This is a genomic window from Reichenbachiella sp., assembly GCF_965223055.1.
Classification (GTDB): Bacteria; Bacteroidota; Bacteroidia; order Cytophagales; family Cyclobacteriaceae; genus Reichenbachiella.
The window spans coordinates 278168-294781 of the sequence record NZ_CBDCVM010000010.1 but is presented as its reverse complement, the minus strand read 5'-3'; the positions used below and the strand labels follow the sequence as shown (position 1 = coordinate 294781).

The 16614-nt window shown below is 38.0% G+C and carries 14 protein-coding genes; 6 read left to right on the top strand and 8 right to left on the bottom strand.

Annotation, left to right across the window (positions count from 1 at the left end; genetic code table 11):
* Positions 1-176 precede the first annotated feature (176 nt).
* The 4 genes from ACOQO5_RS09160 to ACOQO5_RS09145 all read left to right on the top strand — a co-directional run bounded on the left by ACOQO5_RS09160 (position 177) and on the right by ACOQO5_RS09145 (position 5301).
* Positions 177-2153, top strand: coding sequence for an OmpA family protein (locus ACOQO5_RS09160; protein WP_420581393.1), 1977 nt, complete (start codon positions 177-179; stop codon positions 2151-2153).
* 161 nt (positions 2154-2314) lie between these two features.
* The gene (locus ACOQO5_RS09155; protein ID WP_420581392.1) at positions 2315-3259 is read left to right on the top strand and encodes a DUF481 domain-containing protein; all 945 of its coding nucleotides are present in this window, start codon (positions 2315-2317) and stop codon (positions 3257-3259) included.
* 295 nt (positions 3260-3554) lie between these two features.
* A complete protein-coding gene (locus tag ACOQO5_RS09150; protein ID WP_420581391.1) occupies positions 3555-4412 on the top strand; it encodes a hypothetical protein in 858 nt (285 codons plus the stop codon).
* 55 nt (positions 4413-4467) lie between these two features.
* Positions 4468-5301, top strand: coding sequence for a hypothetical protein (locus tag ACOQO5_RS09145; protein WP_420581390.1), 834 nt, complete (start codon positions 4468-4470; stop codon positions 5299-5301).
* Between the two features lies 1 nt (position 5302).
* Here ACOQO5_RS09145 and ACOQO5_RS09140 read toward each other — a convergent pair whose 3' ends face one another.
* The 6 genes from ACOQO5_RS09140 to ACOQO5_RS09115 form a co-directional block, all read right to left on the bottom strand.
* A complete protein-coding gene (locus tag ACOQO5_RS09140; protein ID WP_420581389.1) occupies positions 5303-7552 on the bottom strand; it encodes a tetratricopeptide repeat-containing sensor histidine kinase in 2250 nt (749 codons plus the stop codon).
* A gap of 41 nt (positions 7553-7593) precedes the next feature.
* Positions 7594-7767, bottom strand: a complete 174-nt coding sequence (locus tag ACOQO5_RS09135) for a hypothetical protein (protein ID WP_420581388.1) — start codon at positions 7765-7767, stop codon at positions 7594-7596.
* Between the two features lie 44 nt (positions 7768-7811).
* Positions 7812-9620, bottom strand: coding sequence for a tetratricopeptide repeat protein (locus ACOQO5_RS09130; RefSeq protein ID WP_420581387.1), 1809 nt, complete (start codon positions 9618-9620; stop codon positions 7812-7814).
* A gap of 207 nt (positions 9621-9827) precedes the next feature.
* Positions 9828-11558, bottom strand: a complete 1731-nt coding sequence (locus tag ACOQO5_RS09125) for a DEAD/DEAH box helicase (protein ID WP_420581386.1) — start codon at positions 11556-11558, stop codon at positions 9828-9830.
* Between the two features lie 234 nt (positions 11559-11792).
* Positions 11793-12932 carry a saccharopine dehydrogenase C-terminal domain-containing protein gene (locus ACOQO5_RS09120; RefSeq protein ID WP_420581385.1) on the bottom strand — a complete coding sequence of 380 codons (1140 nt, stop codon included), beginning with the start codon at positions 12930-12932 and terminating at the stop codon, positions 11793-11795.
* A 345-nt stretch (positions 12933-13277) separates the two neighbouring features.
* Positions 13278-13469, bottom strand: coding sequence for a hypothetical protein (locus ACOQO5_RS09115; protein WP_420581384.1), 192 nt, complete (start codon positions 13467-13469; stop codon positions 13278-13280).
* A gap of 400 nt (positions 13470-13869) precedes the next feature.
* On the opposite strand from ACOQO5_RS09115, the gene ACOQO5_RS09110 reads away from it, so the two are divergent.
* Complete coding sequence (locus ACOQO5_RS09110; protein ID WP_420581383.1) at positions 13870-14457, top strand: hypothetical protein; 588 nt, start codon at positions 13870-13872, stop codon at positions 14455-14457.
* A gap of 161 nt (positions 14458-14618) precedes the next feature.
* Here the strand turns inward: ACOQO5_RS09110 and ACOQO5_RS09105 are convergent, their stop codons facing one another.
* Entirely contained in the window at positions 14619-14810 is a 192-nt protein-coding gene (locus tag ACOQO5_RS09105) for a cold-shock protein (RefSeq protein WP_420581382.1), read from the bottom strand.
* 113 nt (positions 14811-14923) lie between these two features.
* Between ACOQO5_RS09105 and ACOQO5_RS09100 the strand changes: the two genes are divergently transcribed.
* Positions 14924-15508: a hypothetical protein gene (locus ACOQO5_RS09100; RefSeq protein ID WP_420581381.1), complete on the top strand. Its 585-nt coding sequence runs from the start codon at positions 14924-14926 to the stop codon at positions 15506-15508.
* A 231-nt stretch (positions 15509-15739) separates the two neighbouring features.
* On the opposite strand, the gene ACOQO5_RS09095 is transcribed toward ACOQO5_RS09100, so the two are convergent.
* Positions 15740-16534: an alpha/beta fold hydrolase gene (locus ACOQO5_RS09095; protein WP_420581380.1), complete on the bottom strand. Its 795-nt coding sequence runs from the start codon at positions 16532-16534 to the stop codon at positions 15740-15742.
* Positions 16535-16614 lie beyond the last annotated feature (80 nt).

Below are 16614 nucleotides of genomic sequence, written 5' to 3'. Positions count from 1 at the left end.
AAAGTGATTTATTTCTATTTTTCCTAAATGGATACTAGAATCACATATATATGCTTTAAGAAAATCTCTTAAATAGCATATAGCATCCACCTAAATCTACTCCTCTTACAGGTTTCGCTTCATATTTAAGCCATTTTATTTCTAGGTTTGTCTACTTAATTATTGAGTCAGTCAGCATGAAAAGTTATTTAGTATTGGTATTGGTGCTTTGTTTGCATACAGTTTCTCAAGCTCAAAACATCGAGAAGAAATTGAGCAAAAAGCAATTAATCGAACAAGCCGATTACTATTTCTTCAAAGAGAATTTCACAAAAGCATTAGAGTTATATACTCAGCTGATGGAGGACTACCCCAAGAACCATTATATCCAATATCACTCTTTTGTTGCCTATCATCTTTCTACTGGCCGAGGTAGCGATATGACTGCATTGAAGGAATACGAGGAAAATGAAGGAATCACAGATAAATTCTATAATTATTGGTTAGGCAGAATACATTATGAAAGATATGAATTTGAACTGGCTGAAAAACATTTTCAGGCCTTTCTAGCAATGGATATTTATAGAACCAATGAAATAAAGAAAGAATCTGAACAATTATTTAAAAAAGCACAAAGAGCAAAAGCATTCTATAACAACCTGAATGATTATGAGATTGAATCTCTTGCTGCACCACTTAATTCCGAATATGCCGATGTCTCGCCAGCATTTTACTCAGGACATGACGAGTTGCTTTTGGTTTCATCCAGACCAGCAGCCATGCAAGTAGGTCAATTTCAGGTGTTTTACAGTCTAAAATCAAACGACAAGTTTAGTCCTCCCCGAGTGCTAAGAAACCTTGGGACTTTAAACGAAAACAATACGAATATTGAAGTTGTAAATAATGATGGCCGTCTCTTTCTATATAAAGAAGATAATGGCGGAGATCTCTACTTTTCAGAACCATTATCCTCTGGTTGGAGCAACCTGCAAGAATTCAACTCAGAACTTCGAGAACATTTGGTTGAGTCTCATTTTTTCATCAATGATGATGAATCTGTCATCTATTTTGCTTCTAAAAGTGACAATGGTAAATTAGATATTTTCCAAAGCACACTTGATCCTACTATTAATACCTGGTCTACTCCTCTTCCAATATTAGGAGCTGTCAATTCTGATTTCAATGAAGACCATCCATTTTTATCACATGATGGCAAATCACTCTACTTTAGCTCTGACAGACCTGAATCGATTGGTGGTTATGATATTTTCAAATCTGAAATAGATCCAGTCACCGGATTATGGAGTGAAGCCATTAATCTTGGCTACCCAACGAATTCTATTGATGATGAAATCAATTTTCAATTAAACGAAGATAATATTTCAGGTTTCTTAAGCTCCAATCGTCTTCATGGACAAGGTGACTATGACATATATTACTTTCATAAACAAGGAAAGGTGCTTGCCTCAGGAGTAGTTTATGATCAACTCACCATGAGACCAGTCACAAATGCAAAAGTGGTTTTCCACCCTGTCAAGTATCAAGATGAATCTTTCACAACGTCAACCAACAACTTTGGCGAATTTGAAATAGAGGTTTTTGAGAAAGAAAAATTTCGTGTAGAAGTATATCTTAAAAACCAAATACTACATTCTACTGAAGTATATACTGCGCATGACGAACACCACAAATCTTTTGAACAGAATTTTTACATAGAAGTTCCAGACCAGTTTGACCAAGAAACTAATTTTGTTACTCTTTATCAAGGAGAAAGCAGTACTGAACCTCAATACGAAAGATTAGAAATGATTGGGAATAAGTTTCGATCTGGAGAAAAAGCCATTCTCAACAATATTTATTTTGATTTACATGCGACGTCCTTTCAACAAGAGTCTCTTCCTGCATTGAAAAAGATTCAACATGTCCTGACAGAAAACCCAGATTTAGTGGTAGAAATTGGCGGTCACACCTGTAACATTGGTTCACACGAAATCAATCTGGAAATTTCAAAAGCAAGAGCAGAAAGTGTAAAAGCCTACTTAACCTCCCAGGGCATCTCTTCAAAAAGACTAGTGACAATGGGTTACGGAGAATCCCAACCACTTGCCTCTAATGATGATGAACTAGAAGGAAGAAGCTTGAATCGTCGAATTGAACTGAGAGTATTACATTAACCAACCAGGCAACATTGAATAAGGTTCAATTCATTTGTTCTAAAGGGACTGGTTTGTACCTTTGCTTCTTACAGAGCATCTCTATGACAAGAAGTATTCTTTTTGGTCTTTTTTTTCTATTGCCATTTTTATCTATTGGACAGATTCAAGACACTGTCTTCATGAAAAACGATCATGTGTTGATCGGAGAGATAAAAGTAATGGAGAATGGAATTCTTAAAATGAAAACCGAGTACAGTGAGAGCGATTTCCTGATAGAATGGGATGAAGTCAAATCACTTACTACGAATACTCAATTCATTATCATGCTGTCCCATAATTACAGATTCAACGGGACTATTACTGCGGATCCTAACAATAGTGACTATTTAATATTATATCCTGAAGGGGGATCTAAGATGTTTGCCAAGTCACAAGAAATCGTTTTTTTAAAATCATTTGAAGACGCATTTTCAGATCGGATATCGGCAAATATCGATGTTGGAATTTCCATTACAAAAGCCAGCAATACTCAACAGCTTAATGCTTCTGGAGGCATTTCCTATCTCGGAACAAAGCTACAAACCGATCTATATGTGAATACGTTAAATAACGTAGTTCAAGATACTATTGAAACTAATCGAGATAACTACGGCACAAGTTTAAAAGTATTCTTTGGTAAGAAATGGTACGTCTTAGGTGCGGCTGATTTCTTAAAAAGTGATGAGCAGAACCTCGACTTAAGAACTACTATTCAGACTGGTATAGGTAGGGATATTACAAGAAACAATAAATTGTATCTTGTCATATCTGCAGGACTGGCACTAAATGCTGAAAAATATACAAATGATGAAAAAGCATCAGGAGAAAGTATAGAATCATTTGCTGAATCCGAACTCAAAGTATATGGGATAAAAGACCTAACTTTAAGTACAAAATTTCAGTATTTCTCCATTATAGCTCAAAATGACCGGCACAGAATGAATTTCACCTTTGATGCCAAATATGACCTGCCTTTGGATTTTTACATCGGAGGTAATATCACTTACAACTTTGACTCCAACAAAGAAACTTCCGGTTCGAGATCAGACTATGTAATCAAAAGCAGTGTAGGTTGGAAGTTTTAACTTCAATTCTGCTTCATTTTTATACAACCTACTCATTCCATAGTGGACCTTTTCTCTTATAGGTTGATTGTAAATTCAGGAACAAACTAAAATTGAACGAATCAGAATGTACCACTCTTTTTTGAAAGAAAAAATCCAAAAACATAGGAAATTCTCTTAGAGCAAATACGTGTTAATCCCTAATTTTCAGCCTTTTATCGATATAATCATTGTTATCTCTCAATATAATCAGGAGCTTTGCAGCTGTAATTGATTAGAACGTGACATATTGCCACTGACGAAAAATACAACCGCTATGAAAACAGCCTCCTTTGCTTTACTTATAAGTTTACTTATTCTTCGCTCTTATTCTGTAAATGCACAAACCGATAATTACAAAAAAGGTCTTGATGCTATGCAGTCTAATCGCTATCATGAAGCGATGGTGAGTTTCACCAAAGTAGTAGAGAATGAAAAATTCGAAATTTCAGGAAAAGACCTTTCTCAAGCTTATGCTTATTTGGCTGTGATAAGAACAGCTTACTTGGAAAAAGACGTGAAGACTTTCAAGTTTAGCAATATCATCGCCAAACAAGGTCAGATTCAACAAACCATTGAAGAAATGGTGCGAGCAGTAAAGTACCAGGACAACAACACCAAATCAATGCTGAATGATGCCAAAAAAACGCTGATCGAAGTGTCTTCGAAGGCATTGAAAGTCATTGGGGATTCACTAATGACATATGATGAAAGTCAACCCAATGAGACCACCGAATTCTTGGCCAACTTCGCTATACAACAATTCGGTGATTTGGAAGAGATTAGTGTAGACGACTGGGAGCTTCATGACATTCTCGGATTGGCACATTTCTACCTTGGTCAAAATGACAAGGCTATGACAGAGTTCAAAAAAGGAAGAGAACAGTTTTCAAAATTAACTGAACAGCCTCTAAGTCCATTGCACCTTAAAAACTTCGTTCTAAGCGCTAACTACTATTTCAAAGTTGAAAACAATAAGAAAGAAACACAGAACGTCTGCAAACAAGGCAGTTCATACACTTCAGTGCTAATCAATAATTTGGACGATAGTCAAATGAATGAGATTCTTCGTCTTAATAAAATTGAGAATCGATTCCGATCATATATGACACGAATAGAAGATTCAAGCAACTAAAGATAGATTCAATTCCATAAACAACATTTACTCAAGTCAAACTGTACATTCAAGGATGAAAATTCTTCTAAAACTCTGTTTTTCTATTTTCATAATAGAAATATTACTCAACCAGCCCTTGCTAGCTCAAAATCAATTCTATGAAAATGGTATGGCTGCATATGAGAAGAAAGATTATGAAACTGCATTATTGAGCTTTACTCAGGCTCTAGACAACAAGTACCTGATGAAAGGGAAAGATGTACCAAAAGCATATAACTATAGAGCAAAAACTGTAGCTGAATACTTTAGCGTAATGCTCAGTAACAACAATGCTCAATTCATCTCAGACAACCCAAATATTCTTGTCAATGCATTTGAAGATTTGGACCAAGCGATTCGATTCGACGATGGCAAATGTTCGGAGTTAATCGCTGATACTAAAGGAGACTTACTAAATGTTACTTTTCAATTTGGCAAAACCATTGCCGACTCATTGCGAATTGATCGAGGGTCTAATGACCCTAAAACAGATAGTCTGGTTATTTTGGTAATAGACGAATTGCTTATTCTAAAGGACCTCATTGGGGATTCTTATGAAATCAATGACTTGTTGGGCTTATTGCAATACAAACAAGGAAATATAGATGAGGCCATTAACTATTTCAGTCAATCAGAAACACTATATCAACAGGATCCTCAAGTGTCTGCTGATTACAATCACGTTTACAATTACTATTACAGCGGGCTTATAAATTACTCTAAGCTCCATGATTTTGATCAGGCATTGGCGGATGTGAAAAAAGCGAGAAAATTTGTCTACGATAATTTTAATGGCAATGAAGAAGCAGATGCATTAGATGCAAAAATGGAAGCTTTAGAGTTTCAAATAAAATTACTTCAAGAATAGTCTAAACCATCTCCTCTTCTACGGCAGATTTAAATCTTACAATGAAGCTGGTACCTACTCCGACTTCACTTTCACAGCTTATTTCTGCCTCCATGGCATCTACGAATTTTTTAACAATAGACAAACCCAGTCCAGTTGACTGTTCGTTGTCTGTAGGTTTTGCACTCAACTTCTGAAACTTAGTAAATAAACGAGGCTGATCCTCTTCACTGATCCCGGGGCCTTCGTCTCTAACAATCATAGTTTCGTTTCCTTCTTCCTGAACAACACTCAGAAATATGTTCTTCCCAGATTCTGAAAACTTCAAGGCATTTGACAACAGATTCTCAATAACCTGCAATAGATAGTTATAATCTGCAAAGATGAAATGCTTCTCTATATCTATGTTACTATGAATGACAATAGTTTTTTTACTAGCTAAGAGCTCGAAATTACTGGCCACAAAATTCATAGTCTGGCCAAGATCAACTTTTTTCAGATTGAGATTGACTTTCATATCTTCAACAACACTTACATCCAATACACGATCTATCATATCTCTCATACGTTCCATCGTATCATCTACTAGATGAAAGTAATGACTTTGTTCAGGAGTCAAACTTGCTTTCTCCATTTTCACCAGGGAGATTAATCCCTTAATATTATTCAATGGACTCCTTAGGTCATGAGCTACTACACCCATCAAAGTGTTTTTTTCCTCATTAAGGGCTGTCAATTTTTTGTTGTGATTTTGAAGTAAATAATATGACCTTCCTAAACTCGCTGCCAATAAAGTAGTGAGTACCAATACAACCAAAATGCTATTTTGAAAAGATTGTTCCTCTCGTAATTCTTCATTCAATCTCATCTCCTCGGCCATTTTCTTGTATTCTAAAGATTCCATTTCCCTGCGGAAATCATATTCCGCTGTCATTCTTGCGATCTTCTCTGTTGACTGAGCATTGAACAATGAGTCCTTCAACTCATTATATTGCTCCTGATATTTCAAAGCATTTTTATAATCGTTCACAGATCGGTAATGATTGTAGAGTTCTTTTGTAGTTTCTTTCATCTCAGATAAGTAACTCGATTGCTTTCCAAGACTCAATGATTTTTGAAGAAATGTCACTCCTTTGTCGTATTTTCTTTCCTTCAAGGCTAGTCGACCCATGTTGCGATATATGCTGGTCTGGCATCCTGTCATTTCACAAGTGTTTGCCCATTCCAATGCCTTATTATAGTAGTATTTAGCTGAGTCAAATTCATTTTGCCATGCTTTGATTTCACCTAGCCCTTCATAAGAATAGGCCAAATCACAATTCGACTCCTCTTCTAAATGAATAGCATGTGCTTGTCTTACCAACTTTGCTGCTGATAGGGTGTCTCCTTCTTCCATAAGCACAATGGAAAGATTATTCAAGATCATGGCCTCATCTTGTTTCAAATTGGCGGCTCTTGCCATTTCCATTCCTTTCGCAAAATAATCTTTGGACTGTTGTGTCTTGCTTAGTTCATGATAAATCGTACCTAAATTGTTAGCTAATATAAGTTTAGCCCCTTTATCGTCTTTTTTATCAATTATATCATAAGCTTTCAGATAATGGGCCAATGCTTCGGGATACAATCCCATTTCATCATATACAATAGCCAGACTATTAAATGAAACCCATGCACTATCTAACTTTTCTGGTTGATTATAATAAGCATGTGCAGATTGAAGATGCCTCAATGCTGACACATTATCACCATTGATATTTAATAGATTACCGATGTACAAATGATATAAGGCAGCACTTGATTTGTCATGGATTGAATCGGACAATTCGATCGCTAGTTGGTAGCAAGCTTTAGCTGAATCCAACTGATAGGTTTGCTCCATGCAAAAAGCCAAATAATGAAGAGACTTTGCTTTTAACTTAGCATTTCCGACTGTCTCGAAAATATCAATTGATCGAAGAATATGGAAACTAGCAGAATCTGGCATTTGAAGATTGGCATAGCTCCTCCCCATACTTTGGTCTACTCTGCCTTTTAATAATTCTTCATCCGTATGCTGAAGCAGTTCTAGTGCCGACTTGGCATAGGTAAGCGATTCTTCGGGACTTTCTGATTCAGTCGATAAGCTGAGAAAAAGAGCTATCTTATCTGCTCGATTGGTAGTTTTGTTTAATTCGCTAAGCAAGCTATCTATTGATACTTGCCCAAAGGCTATAAGCCTTGACAACAGCATAAATACAAAAACCACGCAAACTGACCTTTTTGCTTTAGTCATTAACTCCCAATTTGATTCCACTCACAGATTGGATGAAAGAATTAGTTCTTCTCCTTTTTTTTCCCTCTGCTTTTTGTCCATTCTAAGGCACTTTCATCAAACTCTTCAGCCACATTTTTATCTAACCCTCCAATCTTGGTAGGATCGACGTTGGTGATTTCGTTATCATCCAGATCTTCAAGCGGATTTTCTATTTTTTCTACTTTTTTGCTCATGACAATCAATTTATTCCCAAAACGCTTAATCTTCTAATTGGATATTAAATACCCAAGTACTCCTTTTTCATATTTTCTATGATAGGTAGTAATATAACGAATTTCGTTCCCTTATTTAAGTCACTGGCTAGTGTAACTTCTCCTTCTAGTTTCTCAACAGCAGATTTTAAAATAAACATACCCAATCCAGATCCTTGCACATCATCATTGGCTCTATAAAACATATCAAAAACTTTCTCCTGATATCTGGGGTCAATTCCTATCCCATTGTCTTCTACGATGATACACATATAGTCTTCTGCAGATTTCTTGATCTGAACATTCACATAAGGATCATTGATGTCTTGTCTTGAATATTTAATACTATTTTCAATCAAATTTTGAATGATTGTATTCATCAAACTTCGATCTGACTGTATTTTCATCCCATTTTCGATATCTATTGAAAATTTGATTTTCTCAAATCCCGGCAAATAATTAAATGACTCAATACAATCCGAAACCATTTCATCAAAATCAATAATCGTCTTTGAAAGCTGCCAATCTCTTACTTTAGAAAGCTCCAAAAGGTCTATAATCGTTTGATTGATTCGGGTGATTCTATGGTGATATAAATCAAAATATTTTAAAGCCTGTTCGTCTTCTATTTCAGATTTCACTACATCGTAAAGGCCCATTAATGAAGAAATAGGCCCTCGAAGGTCATGAGATACTCTAGACGAAAATTTATCTAGCTCTTCGTTTTTCTTTTCTACTATTAAATTATTCTCTCGCTGTATTCTCGCTTCGGATTCAAGTGATTCCATTTTCCACATCGATTCCAAACTTTTGATTTTACTCTTGGTTTCAGAGTTGATTACTTGTTCTTTATAATCATGATACTTGATATGATATGCCAAAGCTTCAGCTTGATCATTAGCGGTCATTGCCATGTTGAAAAGCTCATAATAAGCCTTATACATGATTTGCTTATTATCAATTTGCTCTCCTACCTTTATGGCTTCATGAAAATATTTTTTGGCATCTTCAAAATGGTTGGAAGCCAGACTCACTTGCCCAAGTTTAGTGAGGGCCATTCCACAACCCATTTTTTCACCAACCTCGTGATGCACTTTCAAACTTGTTTGAAAATACTCTTCTGCCTCTTTGTATTCATTCAGGTGTAAGTGAATTTTACCTTTTCCATACCAGGAAAATGCCAACCCACGTTTATCTCCTGTTTCCTTTTTTAAATTTATACTTGTGTTGATGGACTCCAAAGCATTCTTATAATCTCCTTTTTTGAGATAAAGTCCAGAAAGTGGATTGCAAGCATTTGATTCTCCGTTTTTGTCATTATTTAGATGACTCAACTCACGGCATTTCACATACGTTTCTAAAGCCTTGTCCAGTTCCCCAAACGCTTCGTAAATAAAACCAATAGCTTTTAGCGATTTTGATTGCCCAACAAAGTCTTCTATTTCTTTCTGCAAACGGAGGCACTCGTACAAATGCTCTAATCCCTTATGGTACTGCGTGGATTTATATTCGATGCTGCCGATATTATACAGCGCATCTGCCATTCCTTGCTTATCATCCAGTTTTCTGAAAGCTGTCAAAGCCTCTTCTGAATGCTCTAACCCTGACAAATGGTCTCCCATAATCATGTAAAACAAACCCAACTGACAGGAACATCTAGCCATACCAAGTTCATACTTGATGGCCTCACTTTTTACTTGAGCTTGAATAGTGAGATCTATAGCATTCTTCACGTTGCTCACGCGCGAATCCATAGCGTATTTTAGTGTGGAATCCACACTTTTTACCTGTGCCTCATGGTTGAGGGATGGCTCGTCTTGAATTTTGGGTTGCATTATTTTAAAATTTGGAAGACAGTCTTCTACAAGTTCTAATAAAATAATACAGGCGGACTTTAAATATACAAGTTAAACCCCATCCTATCAAAGGGAAATTGAAATTTTTGTTAAAATACTTCAATTCAATATCCTTATTATTCAATTAAGAATAAATTAAACCGTTGTATGCAACAAGATAACTATTTTTTGAGCCAAATAAATAAACTACCGTCTTCTTCCACCTCCTGAGCGTCCCTGTCTACCTCCGGACCTACCAGAACCAGAAGGCTTTCGAGAGCTTCTACGCTTTCTATCTTGATATCCTCTATGATTTGAACGTCCGGATTTTTGAGGAGCGTCATCAAGGTTTACCCGTAGTTCCCTTCCTTCGAACTCGTAACCCTTGAATTTTCCCATGACATCTTTGGCAATGTCTTTTTCTACTTCAAAGTAGGCTCTTTTTTGCTGAAGTTCAATTTTACCAATTTGTCCTTTCTTAGCTCCAGATATATCACAAATCATATGCAATAGTTCTGCATTGGAGATATCATCGATCTTCCCAAGATTTATAAGCAAACGAGAATGCTTACCTCCTGAACGCTCCCGGTCGCGCCCTTCCTTTGATCTACTATTTTCTGTTTGATTGAGGTCTCCACTATTCGATATGCTAATCTTGGACAACTCCAATGCTAGCAACTTGTCCACTAATTCTTCCTTAGACAAAGAGGCAAACATTTCCTGCGCTTGCTTCTTCAAGTCATCAGGCAATTCCTTTTTGATTTCGTAATCAGCGATCAACTTCAAAGAATTGTCCATTCGAGACGACATTACTTCGTCGGCAGTAGGAATTAATTCTTTTTCGAATTTAATTTTCAGCCTACGTTCAATCTCAGCGATTCTCCTAACTTCACCTTTGCTTACTAAGGCAATAGAAATTCCTTTTTTTCCAGCTCTGGCCGTTCTCCCACTTCTGTGAGTATAAAACTCCAGCTCATCTGGCAATCTATGATGAATCACGTGCGTGACATCGTTCACATCAATACCACGAGCTGCTACATCTGTAGCTACAAGCATAGACAATGTACCGTCTTTGAATTTTCTCATTACAGAATCACGCTGTTTCTGAGTAAGATCCCCATGAAGTGCCTCAGCTCTATATCCCGCTCTACTGATGTCATCGGCCAGATTCTGCGTATCAATCTTAGTACGACAAAACATTACACCATAGAAGTTTGGATTCACATCCAACACTCTTTTAATGGCCTCTAACTTGTCGCTTACTTTCACCACCAGGTATTGGTGGGATATATTTTTATTCACTTCCACCCCACTTTTCACCGAAACTTCCTTCGGGTCATTCATGTAGGTGTTCACTATATTTTTGATGGCAGACGGCATAGTTGCCGAAAACAGCCAGGTAGTCTTCTCTGCAGGAGTATCAGCTAAGATCTTGTTGAGTTCTTCTTTGAAGCCCATATTAAGCATTTCATCAGCCTCATCCAATACCACATAGTCGAGTGCTTTCATGCTGATCACTTTACGATTGATCAAATCGACCAATCTACCGGGTGTGGCCACCACGATTTGTGGCTTGGCTTTCAACGCTTTGATTTGATTGGTGATGGCAGCTCCGCCGAAAACCACTTCAACCTTCAGCTTTGGCTTTTTCTTTGAAAAGTTCTTTAGCTGCTCGGCTATTTGTTGAGCCAATTCCCTCGTAGGTGCCAGTACTACTGCCTGACAGGTATTTGAGTCCTCATTTACAGTCTGTATCAGCGGTAAGCCAAAAGCAGCGGTCTTTCCAGTCCCGGTTTGTGCCAAACCAATAAAATCCTGCATGGAGTCAAGTAAAATGGGAATGGCTTCTTGCTGAATCTGTGTGGGTTTAACAATGCCTAAATCGGTGAGCGCATCAACCAAACGTGGTTCGAGCCCGAGTTCTGAAAAAGTATTCAATCTGAAAATCTTATGATAAGCTGCAAAGGTAGGCAATTAATAGCCCTGCGCTACCAATTGCCCATAAGATTCTCTCTTTGAGGAAAATTATCACAGAATTATTGCTCTTGTTGGTGTTGTCCACCAACAAGCCTCCACATCCAGCTACTTACACGAATTTCTCAGAGTTCTCTAACGAGTAACTCTGAGGGAGTAATTGAATCAATTACCTTAAAATTCTCTGATTAATGAGGTTTACCCCAAAATGGTCTCTTTGCGATAGACCACTCCTCTTTCACTCAAGTATTGAAGAATAAAGTCAAAACAGCCCGAATGATTGCTCACCAACTCAGGTGGAAACACGCCTTTTTCATTGAATCGTTTTTCTAGCACCAAATTCACAGCCGCAGTAGCTGTATATCCAGTCGTTCTCGCCATCGATGAAGTTTGTGTCTCGGGATCATAGGCATCATGCAAATGGTAAATGATGGTTTCTTGATCTCCAGATTCATTCTTACCCGACACAGAAATCCGCATCACTGTGATTTCCTCCTCGGTTTCTCCTAGTTTCCACTCGTCAAACAACACCTTACAAGTGAAATCCAAAGGACTAACTGTCGTACCTTTTACATCAATAGGTTGCTCACTGAAAAATCCGCTGGACTTCAACACTTGGATGTATTCTACATGCCCAGGATATCTCAACGTTTTCTCAATCATATTTGGAATGTGTCCCATAGTAAACAGTAAGGACCGCAGGCCATCAGAATTAAAAGATTCCAGCGTGCCTACGCCTTCAAAATCTTCCTGTGCAACATCTGACAAAGCAGGCTTCGTCACAATATGGCTGTTTTCGACATATCTGGCTGGACGTGTGTATTCTTCGATCACGTCTATGGGTGAAAATGGTGCTTTGTAGGCAAATGGCCATTTTTTCACTTTGGGCAAGCCACCGACCAAACATTCGAAATTTTCAATTTGCATAGATTCGTTGTGATAGCCAAGCACCAGATTACTCATACCCGGAGCCACACCGCAATCCACAATGGCAGTCACTTCCATGGCTTTTGCCAATTCCTTAAGCTGTAAAGCATCTTCAGGAAAGAAGGAAATGTCAACCACATCTTTTTTGGCTTCAATGATCCATTGGAGGGTTTGATAACCGAGAAAACCCGGCACCGCACAGACTACCAAATCAAATGTAGATATTAAATCCTTCAGTTCTGTTTCTTTGGTGACGTCTAGCTGAGTGACTTCGATCTGTGGGGCTTTGGTTTTTAGTTTGTTTAGCGCTGCCTGGTTGAAATCAGCAACGGTGACTTTATGATTTTTTGCCAGGTCGATAGCCATGGCGCTTCCGACCATGCCACCGCCTAATACGATGATATTATTCATGTTTGATATTTTGTGATTGAATGATAAAACATTGCCCTTGTTGGTGTTGTCACCAACAAGTTTTAGTGCAGAAAGATGTTGGTCACGCCACGGTATCTGACTGCCGTCAGGCAGGTATCCGGGGCATCTGTTTGAATAGCTGCAGAGGGTAACAATCAAATAATTGCACCCTACTCAAAAGTTAACCGTCATTGCGAACGTAGTGAAGCAATCTTGTAGTATGATACGTGATCGAACATTAAGATCACTTCGCTTCACTCGTGATGACGTGTCATTTTTACTTTTGAGTAAGCTTCATGACAATAAAAAAGCTACAACCCCGGAATGAGCACCCAGGGCATTTGATTAGAGGATGGTATGGAGATGTGTATTCTCATTTTCTTGAATCGCTAAGCTAGTGATAAATATTTTCATTCTCCATATCGTACGGGTGACGAGTGAGACATCTCTTATAATAGTGAAGTCCGAAGGATAATTCCCAGTCATACTTCCTTCGAAGTGACGCTGTTTTACAAAGCATTTATTTAGCGCAGGCATCCCCAGACCTGTTCTGGGGTCTGTTAGTGTCTGCACCTGCGATACTGATACCGCAACAGGTGCGGTAAGGCTGTAAATTAAAATGCTTTGGATTCAAAAGCCTCTATTGCCATTCTCCTCTCCTTTTAATATCCTTGTATAGTAAGCCAGTCAGCAGCTGGTTTGTGAGGCATTTCTGAGAATCAATTATTAAAGTATTGATGCAGTGCGGATATAGTACACTGGTCACTTTACACAAATGTTAGCCTGCATCAAGGAATAGAATGTTAAATTCAAATAATACATGTATACAAACGTTTATACTTCCAGGACGGAAGTTAAGTTTATTCTGATACTGTCATTGCTATTTTTTTCCACAAAACTTAGTTTCAGCCAACAACCGAAAGTTATTAGGTACTTTGTGTCAACAGGTGATTATTTAAGCAATAATATTTCTACAGACACAGTTCTCTCAAAGAAAGTCGATTTTGAATCTGACCGTCTGTTAAAGATTCCAAAGCTTGTAAATTCGAAGACAGGAAAAAAGAGCAGAGAGGCTGGATTCCCATGGGCTATAGTTATTGATTCTACTGTCTATTACAATTTAAGGTACTCAAAAGAACTATTGGGTCCAGAATTGTATGCAATACCTGATAACATCGGAAGGTATTGCGTCATATATGCTAATAAAGAACTAGTAAATCAAATACACAATCTGAGTATGACGGTTTATTATGGAGGAGTATTACCACCAGCGTTATTAAAGGAATCCGAAAAATGGGGTGAAAAGTGGGAAACTCAAGAATATAAGTATAGAATATATATAGTGGACACGAAAAAACTTGAGCTTAAACATTTAGATGGGCATGTCAATGCAGCTTGGAAAATTTTGGATAAAAAGAACATAAATGAGATTTTAGAAACTCAACTGTCAAAACAAGAAATCGAGGAAATGACTTTTCAAGAAGTACAAAGAATTATTGCAGAAAAAAATAACACAGGCCAATAATCACTAATAAATACTTTAACGATCAAAATCGAAGGTTTTCCTACATTGTAACCGAAACAAAATACTCGTCAAGTACCACAGGGGATAACTGGTCGTTAAACAAAAAAATCCCGCTCTGCAACCAGAACGGGATCAATACCTTTAATAAAAATGAGTATAATTTAAGCTTGTTTTACGTCTACCGCATTCAAGCCTTTTTTACCTTCTTTTAAATCAAACGTCACCGCATCTCCTTCTTTCACTTGGTCAACAAGACCAGAAATGTGAACGAAATACTCTTTTGAATCTTCATCATCAACGATAAACCCATAACCTTTGGATTCGTTGAAGAATTTTACTTTACCTTGTTTCATTGTACTATATTAGAATAAATTATAGTGTAAAGTATGTAGGTTCTACGATAATACAAAAGAATGATAAATTATTTTTACTTTACATTTCCACTAACTAAACAGCAATTCCCATCATGAAAACATTATCTATTCTCTCACTTAGCCTTTTTGTTTCAACCAGTATCCTCGCACAAATACCTTCTGCGGAGGATCAAATCAATGCCGCCATTCAGGCTGGACCAGAAGAACAAAGGGCCGACGCCACCGTACTTGGCTACAACGGTAAAGGAGAGCTGATCGAACTCAGAAAAGGCAGTAATCAGCTGGTTTGCTTAGCTGACAACCCAAGCAAAGATGGTTTTAATGCCGCATGTTACCATGCTAGCCTGGCGGACTTTATGGCCAGAGGCCGTGCTTTAAAAGCTGAGGGAAAATCCAGGCAGGAAGTTTCGGACATCAGAGAAGCCGAAGCCAAGGCAGGCACCCTAAAAATGCCAAAAGAGCCTGCTACACTTCATGTGCTCTATGGCAAGGAAGCTTCTTACAATCCAGAAACTAAAATGGTAGAAAATGCCAACTTGAGATATGTAGTCTATATGCCTTGGGCCACTCAAGAGACTAGTGGCCTGCCTTTGAAGCCTATGGTTCCTGGCGGGCCTTGGTTGATGTTTCCAGGTACACATGCGGCACATATTATGATTACGCCACCAGGGAAATAGAATTCTTGTTTTCTCAGAGTTCTCTATTGAGTAACTCTGAGGGAGTATATCAAAGTAACTAATCCCCCTGCCCCCTTTTCAAAAAGGGGGAGAAACTCCCTCTTGGAGAAGAGGGTTGGGGAGATTGAATGGCCATCAACTTTGATGAGAGTTCTCCTTTTATCTAAATGCCCATCTAAACGCAATAAGATTTCTCGTAACTCTCGAAATGACAACCGTTTCTTTTTTTCATTAATGTACTCCATTCAAAAACACTTCCATGGCCTCGATGACTTGTCGGGGTTCTTCTATCGTTGATGAATGGCCGGCTCGTTTGATTACTGCCAGGTGGGCCTGAGGAATCTTCAGTTTGATGTTTCTGGCTTTTTCTAAAGTGGTGGCCACGTCCTCATCTCCAGCAATGACTAAAGTGGGGACCGAGACCTTCCCCAATTCTTTGCTCACGCTGTCTCTTTGAATAACGCCAGTGACGGATTTCGTAATGGTTTTTTGGTTGTTTAGGATCTCTCCTCTCCAATAGTCCACTTCATCCTGTCGGTTCGGATCGTTCAGAAAGGTTTTACCAAACATGATTGGCATGACTTTGTTGATTACGGCCTTCACCCCAAATAGCTTAACAATGGTATTCAATACATTGTATTTGAATTTATTAGGTTCGAGATCCGCCGAAGTTTCAATCAGCATGATGGACTTAAGTAATTCTCTGTGACGAGCTGCCATGCGCATGGTAACGAATCCGCCCATGGATAGACCTACCATGTGACAAGGACCTAACTTCAATTCATTGATCAAACCTATGGCATCTGAAGTCAGACTCTCCATATCATATCCTTCTTCAGTGACTTCACTTCTGCCCTGTCCTCTGTGATCATATATCACACACTTATACCTCGCCTTGAAGTAATCGACCTGAGCTTTAAACATTTTTCCACTCATAAGAAGTCCATGGCTGAAGACTATAGTCTCAGGGCCAATTCCGTGAGTTTCATAATAAATTTCGGCACCGTTGATATTTACTGATGGCATAAGTGTTATTTGCTTTTTCGACTTAAAGTCAGGTTTATGATTGATTTTATTCAAACCAAAGTTATCAAAATTTATGAATG

Coding starts and splice junctions, on each gene's coding strand:
- ACOQO5_RS09100 (WP_420581381.1), top strand. CDS start 14,924: ATGAAAACATTATCTATTCTCTCACTTAGCCTTTTTGTTTCAACCAGT.
- ACOQO5_RS09120 (WP_420581385.1), bottom strand. CDS start 12,932: ATGAATAATATCATCGTATTAGGCGGTGGCATGGTCGGAAGCGCCATG.
- ACOQO5_RS09140 (WP_420581389.1), bottom strand. CDS start 7,552: ATGACTAAAGCAAAAAGGTCAGTTTGCGTGGTTTTTGTATTTATGCTG.
- ACOQO5_RS09155 (WP_420581392.1), top strand. CDS start 2,315: ATGAAAAACGATCATGTGTTGATCGGAGAGATAAAAGTAATGGAGAAT.
- ACOQO5_RS09160 (WP_420581393.1), top strand. CDS start 177: ATGAAAAGTTATTTAGTATTGGTATTGGTGCTTTGTTTGCATACAGTT.
- ACOQO5_RS09145 (WP_420581390.1), top strand. CDS start 4,468: ATGAAAATTCTTCTAAAACTCTGTTTTTCTATTTTCATAATAGAAATA.
- ACOQO5_RS09105 (WP_420581382.1), bottom strand. CDS start 14,810: ATGAAACAAGGTAAAGTAAAATTCTTCAACGAATCCAAAGGTTATGGG.
- ACOQO5_RS09130 (WP_420581387.1), bottom strand. CDS start 9,620: ATGCAACCCAAAATTCAAGACGAGCCATCCCTCAACCATGAGGCACAG.
- ACOQO5_RS09150 (WP_420581391.1), top strand. CDS start 3,555: ATGAAAACAGCCTCCTTTGCTTTACTTATAAGTTTACTTATTCTTCGC.
- ACOQO5_RS09115 (WP_420581384.1), bottom strand. CDS start 13,469: ATGCCTGCGCTAAATAAATGCTTTGTAAAACAGCGTCACTTCGAAGGA.
- ACOQO5_RS09095 (WP_420581380.1), bottom strand. CDS start 16,534: ATGCCATCAGTAAATATCAACGGTGCCGAAATTTATTATGAAACTCAC.
- ACOQO5_RS09135 (WP_420581388.1), bottom strand. CDS start 7,767: ATGAGCAAAAAAGTAGAAAAAATAGAAAATCCGCTTGAAGATCTGGAT.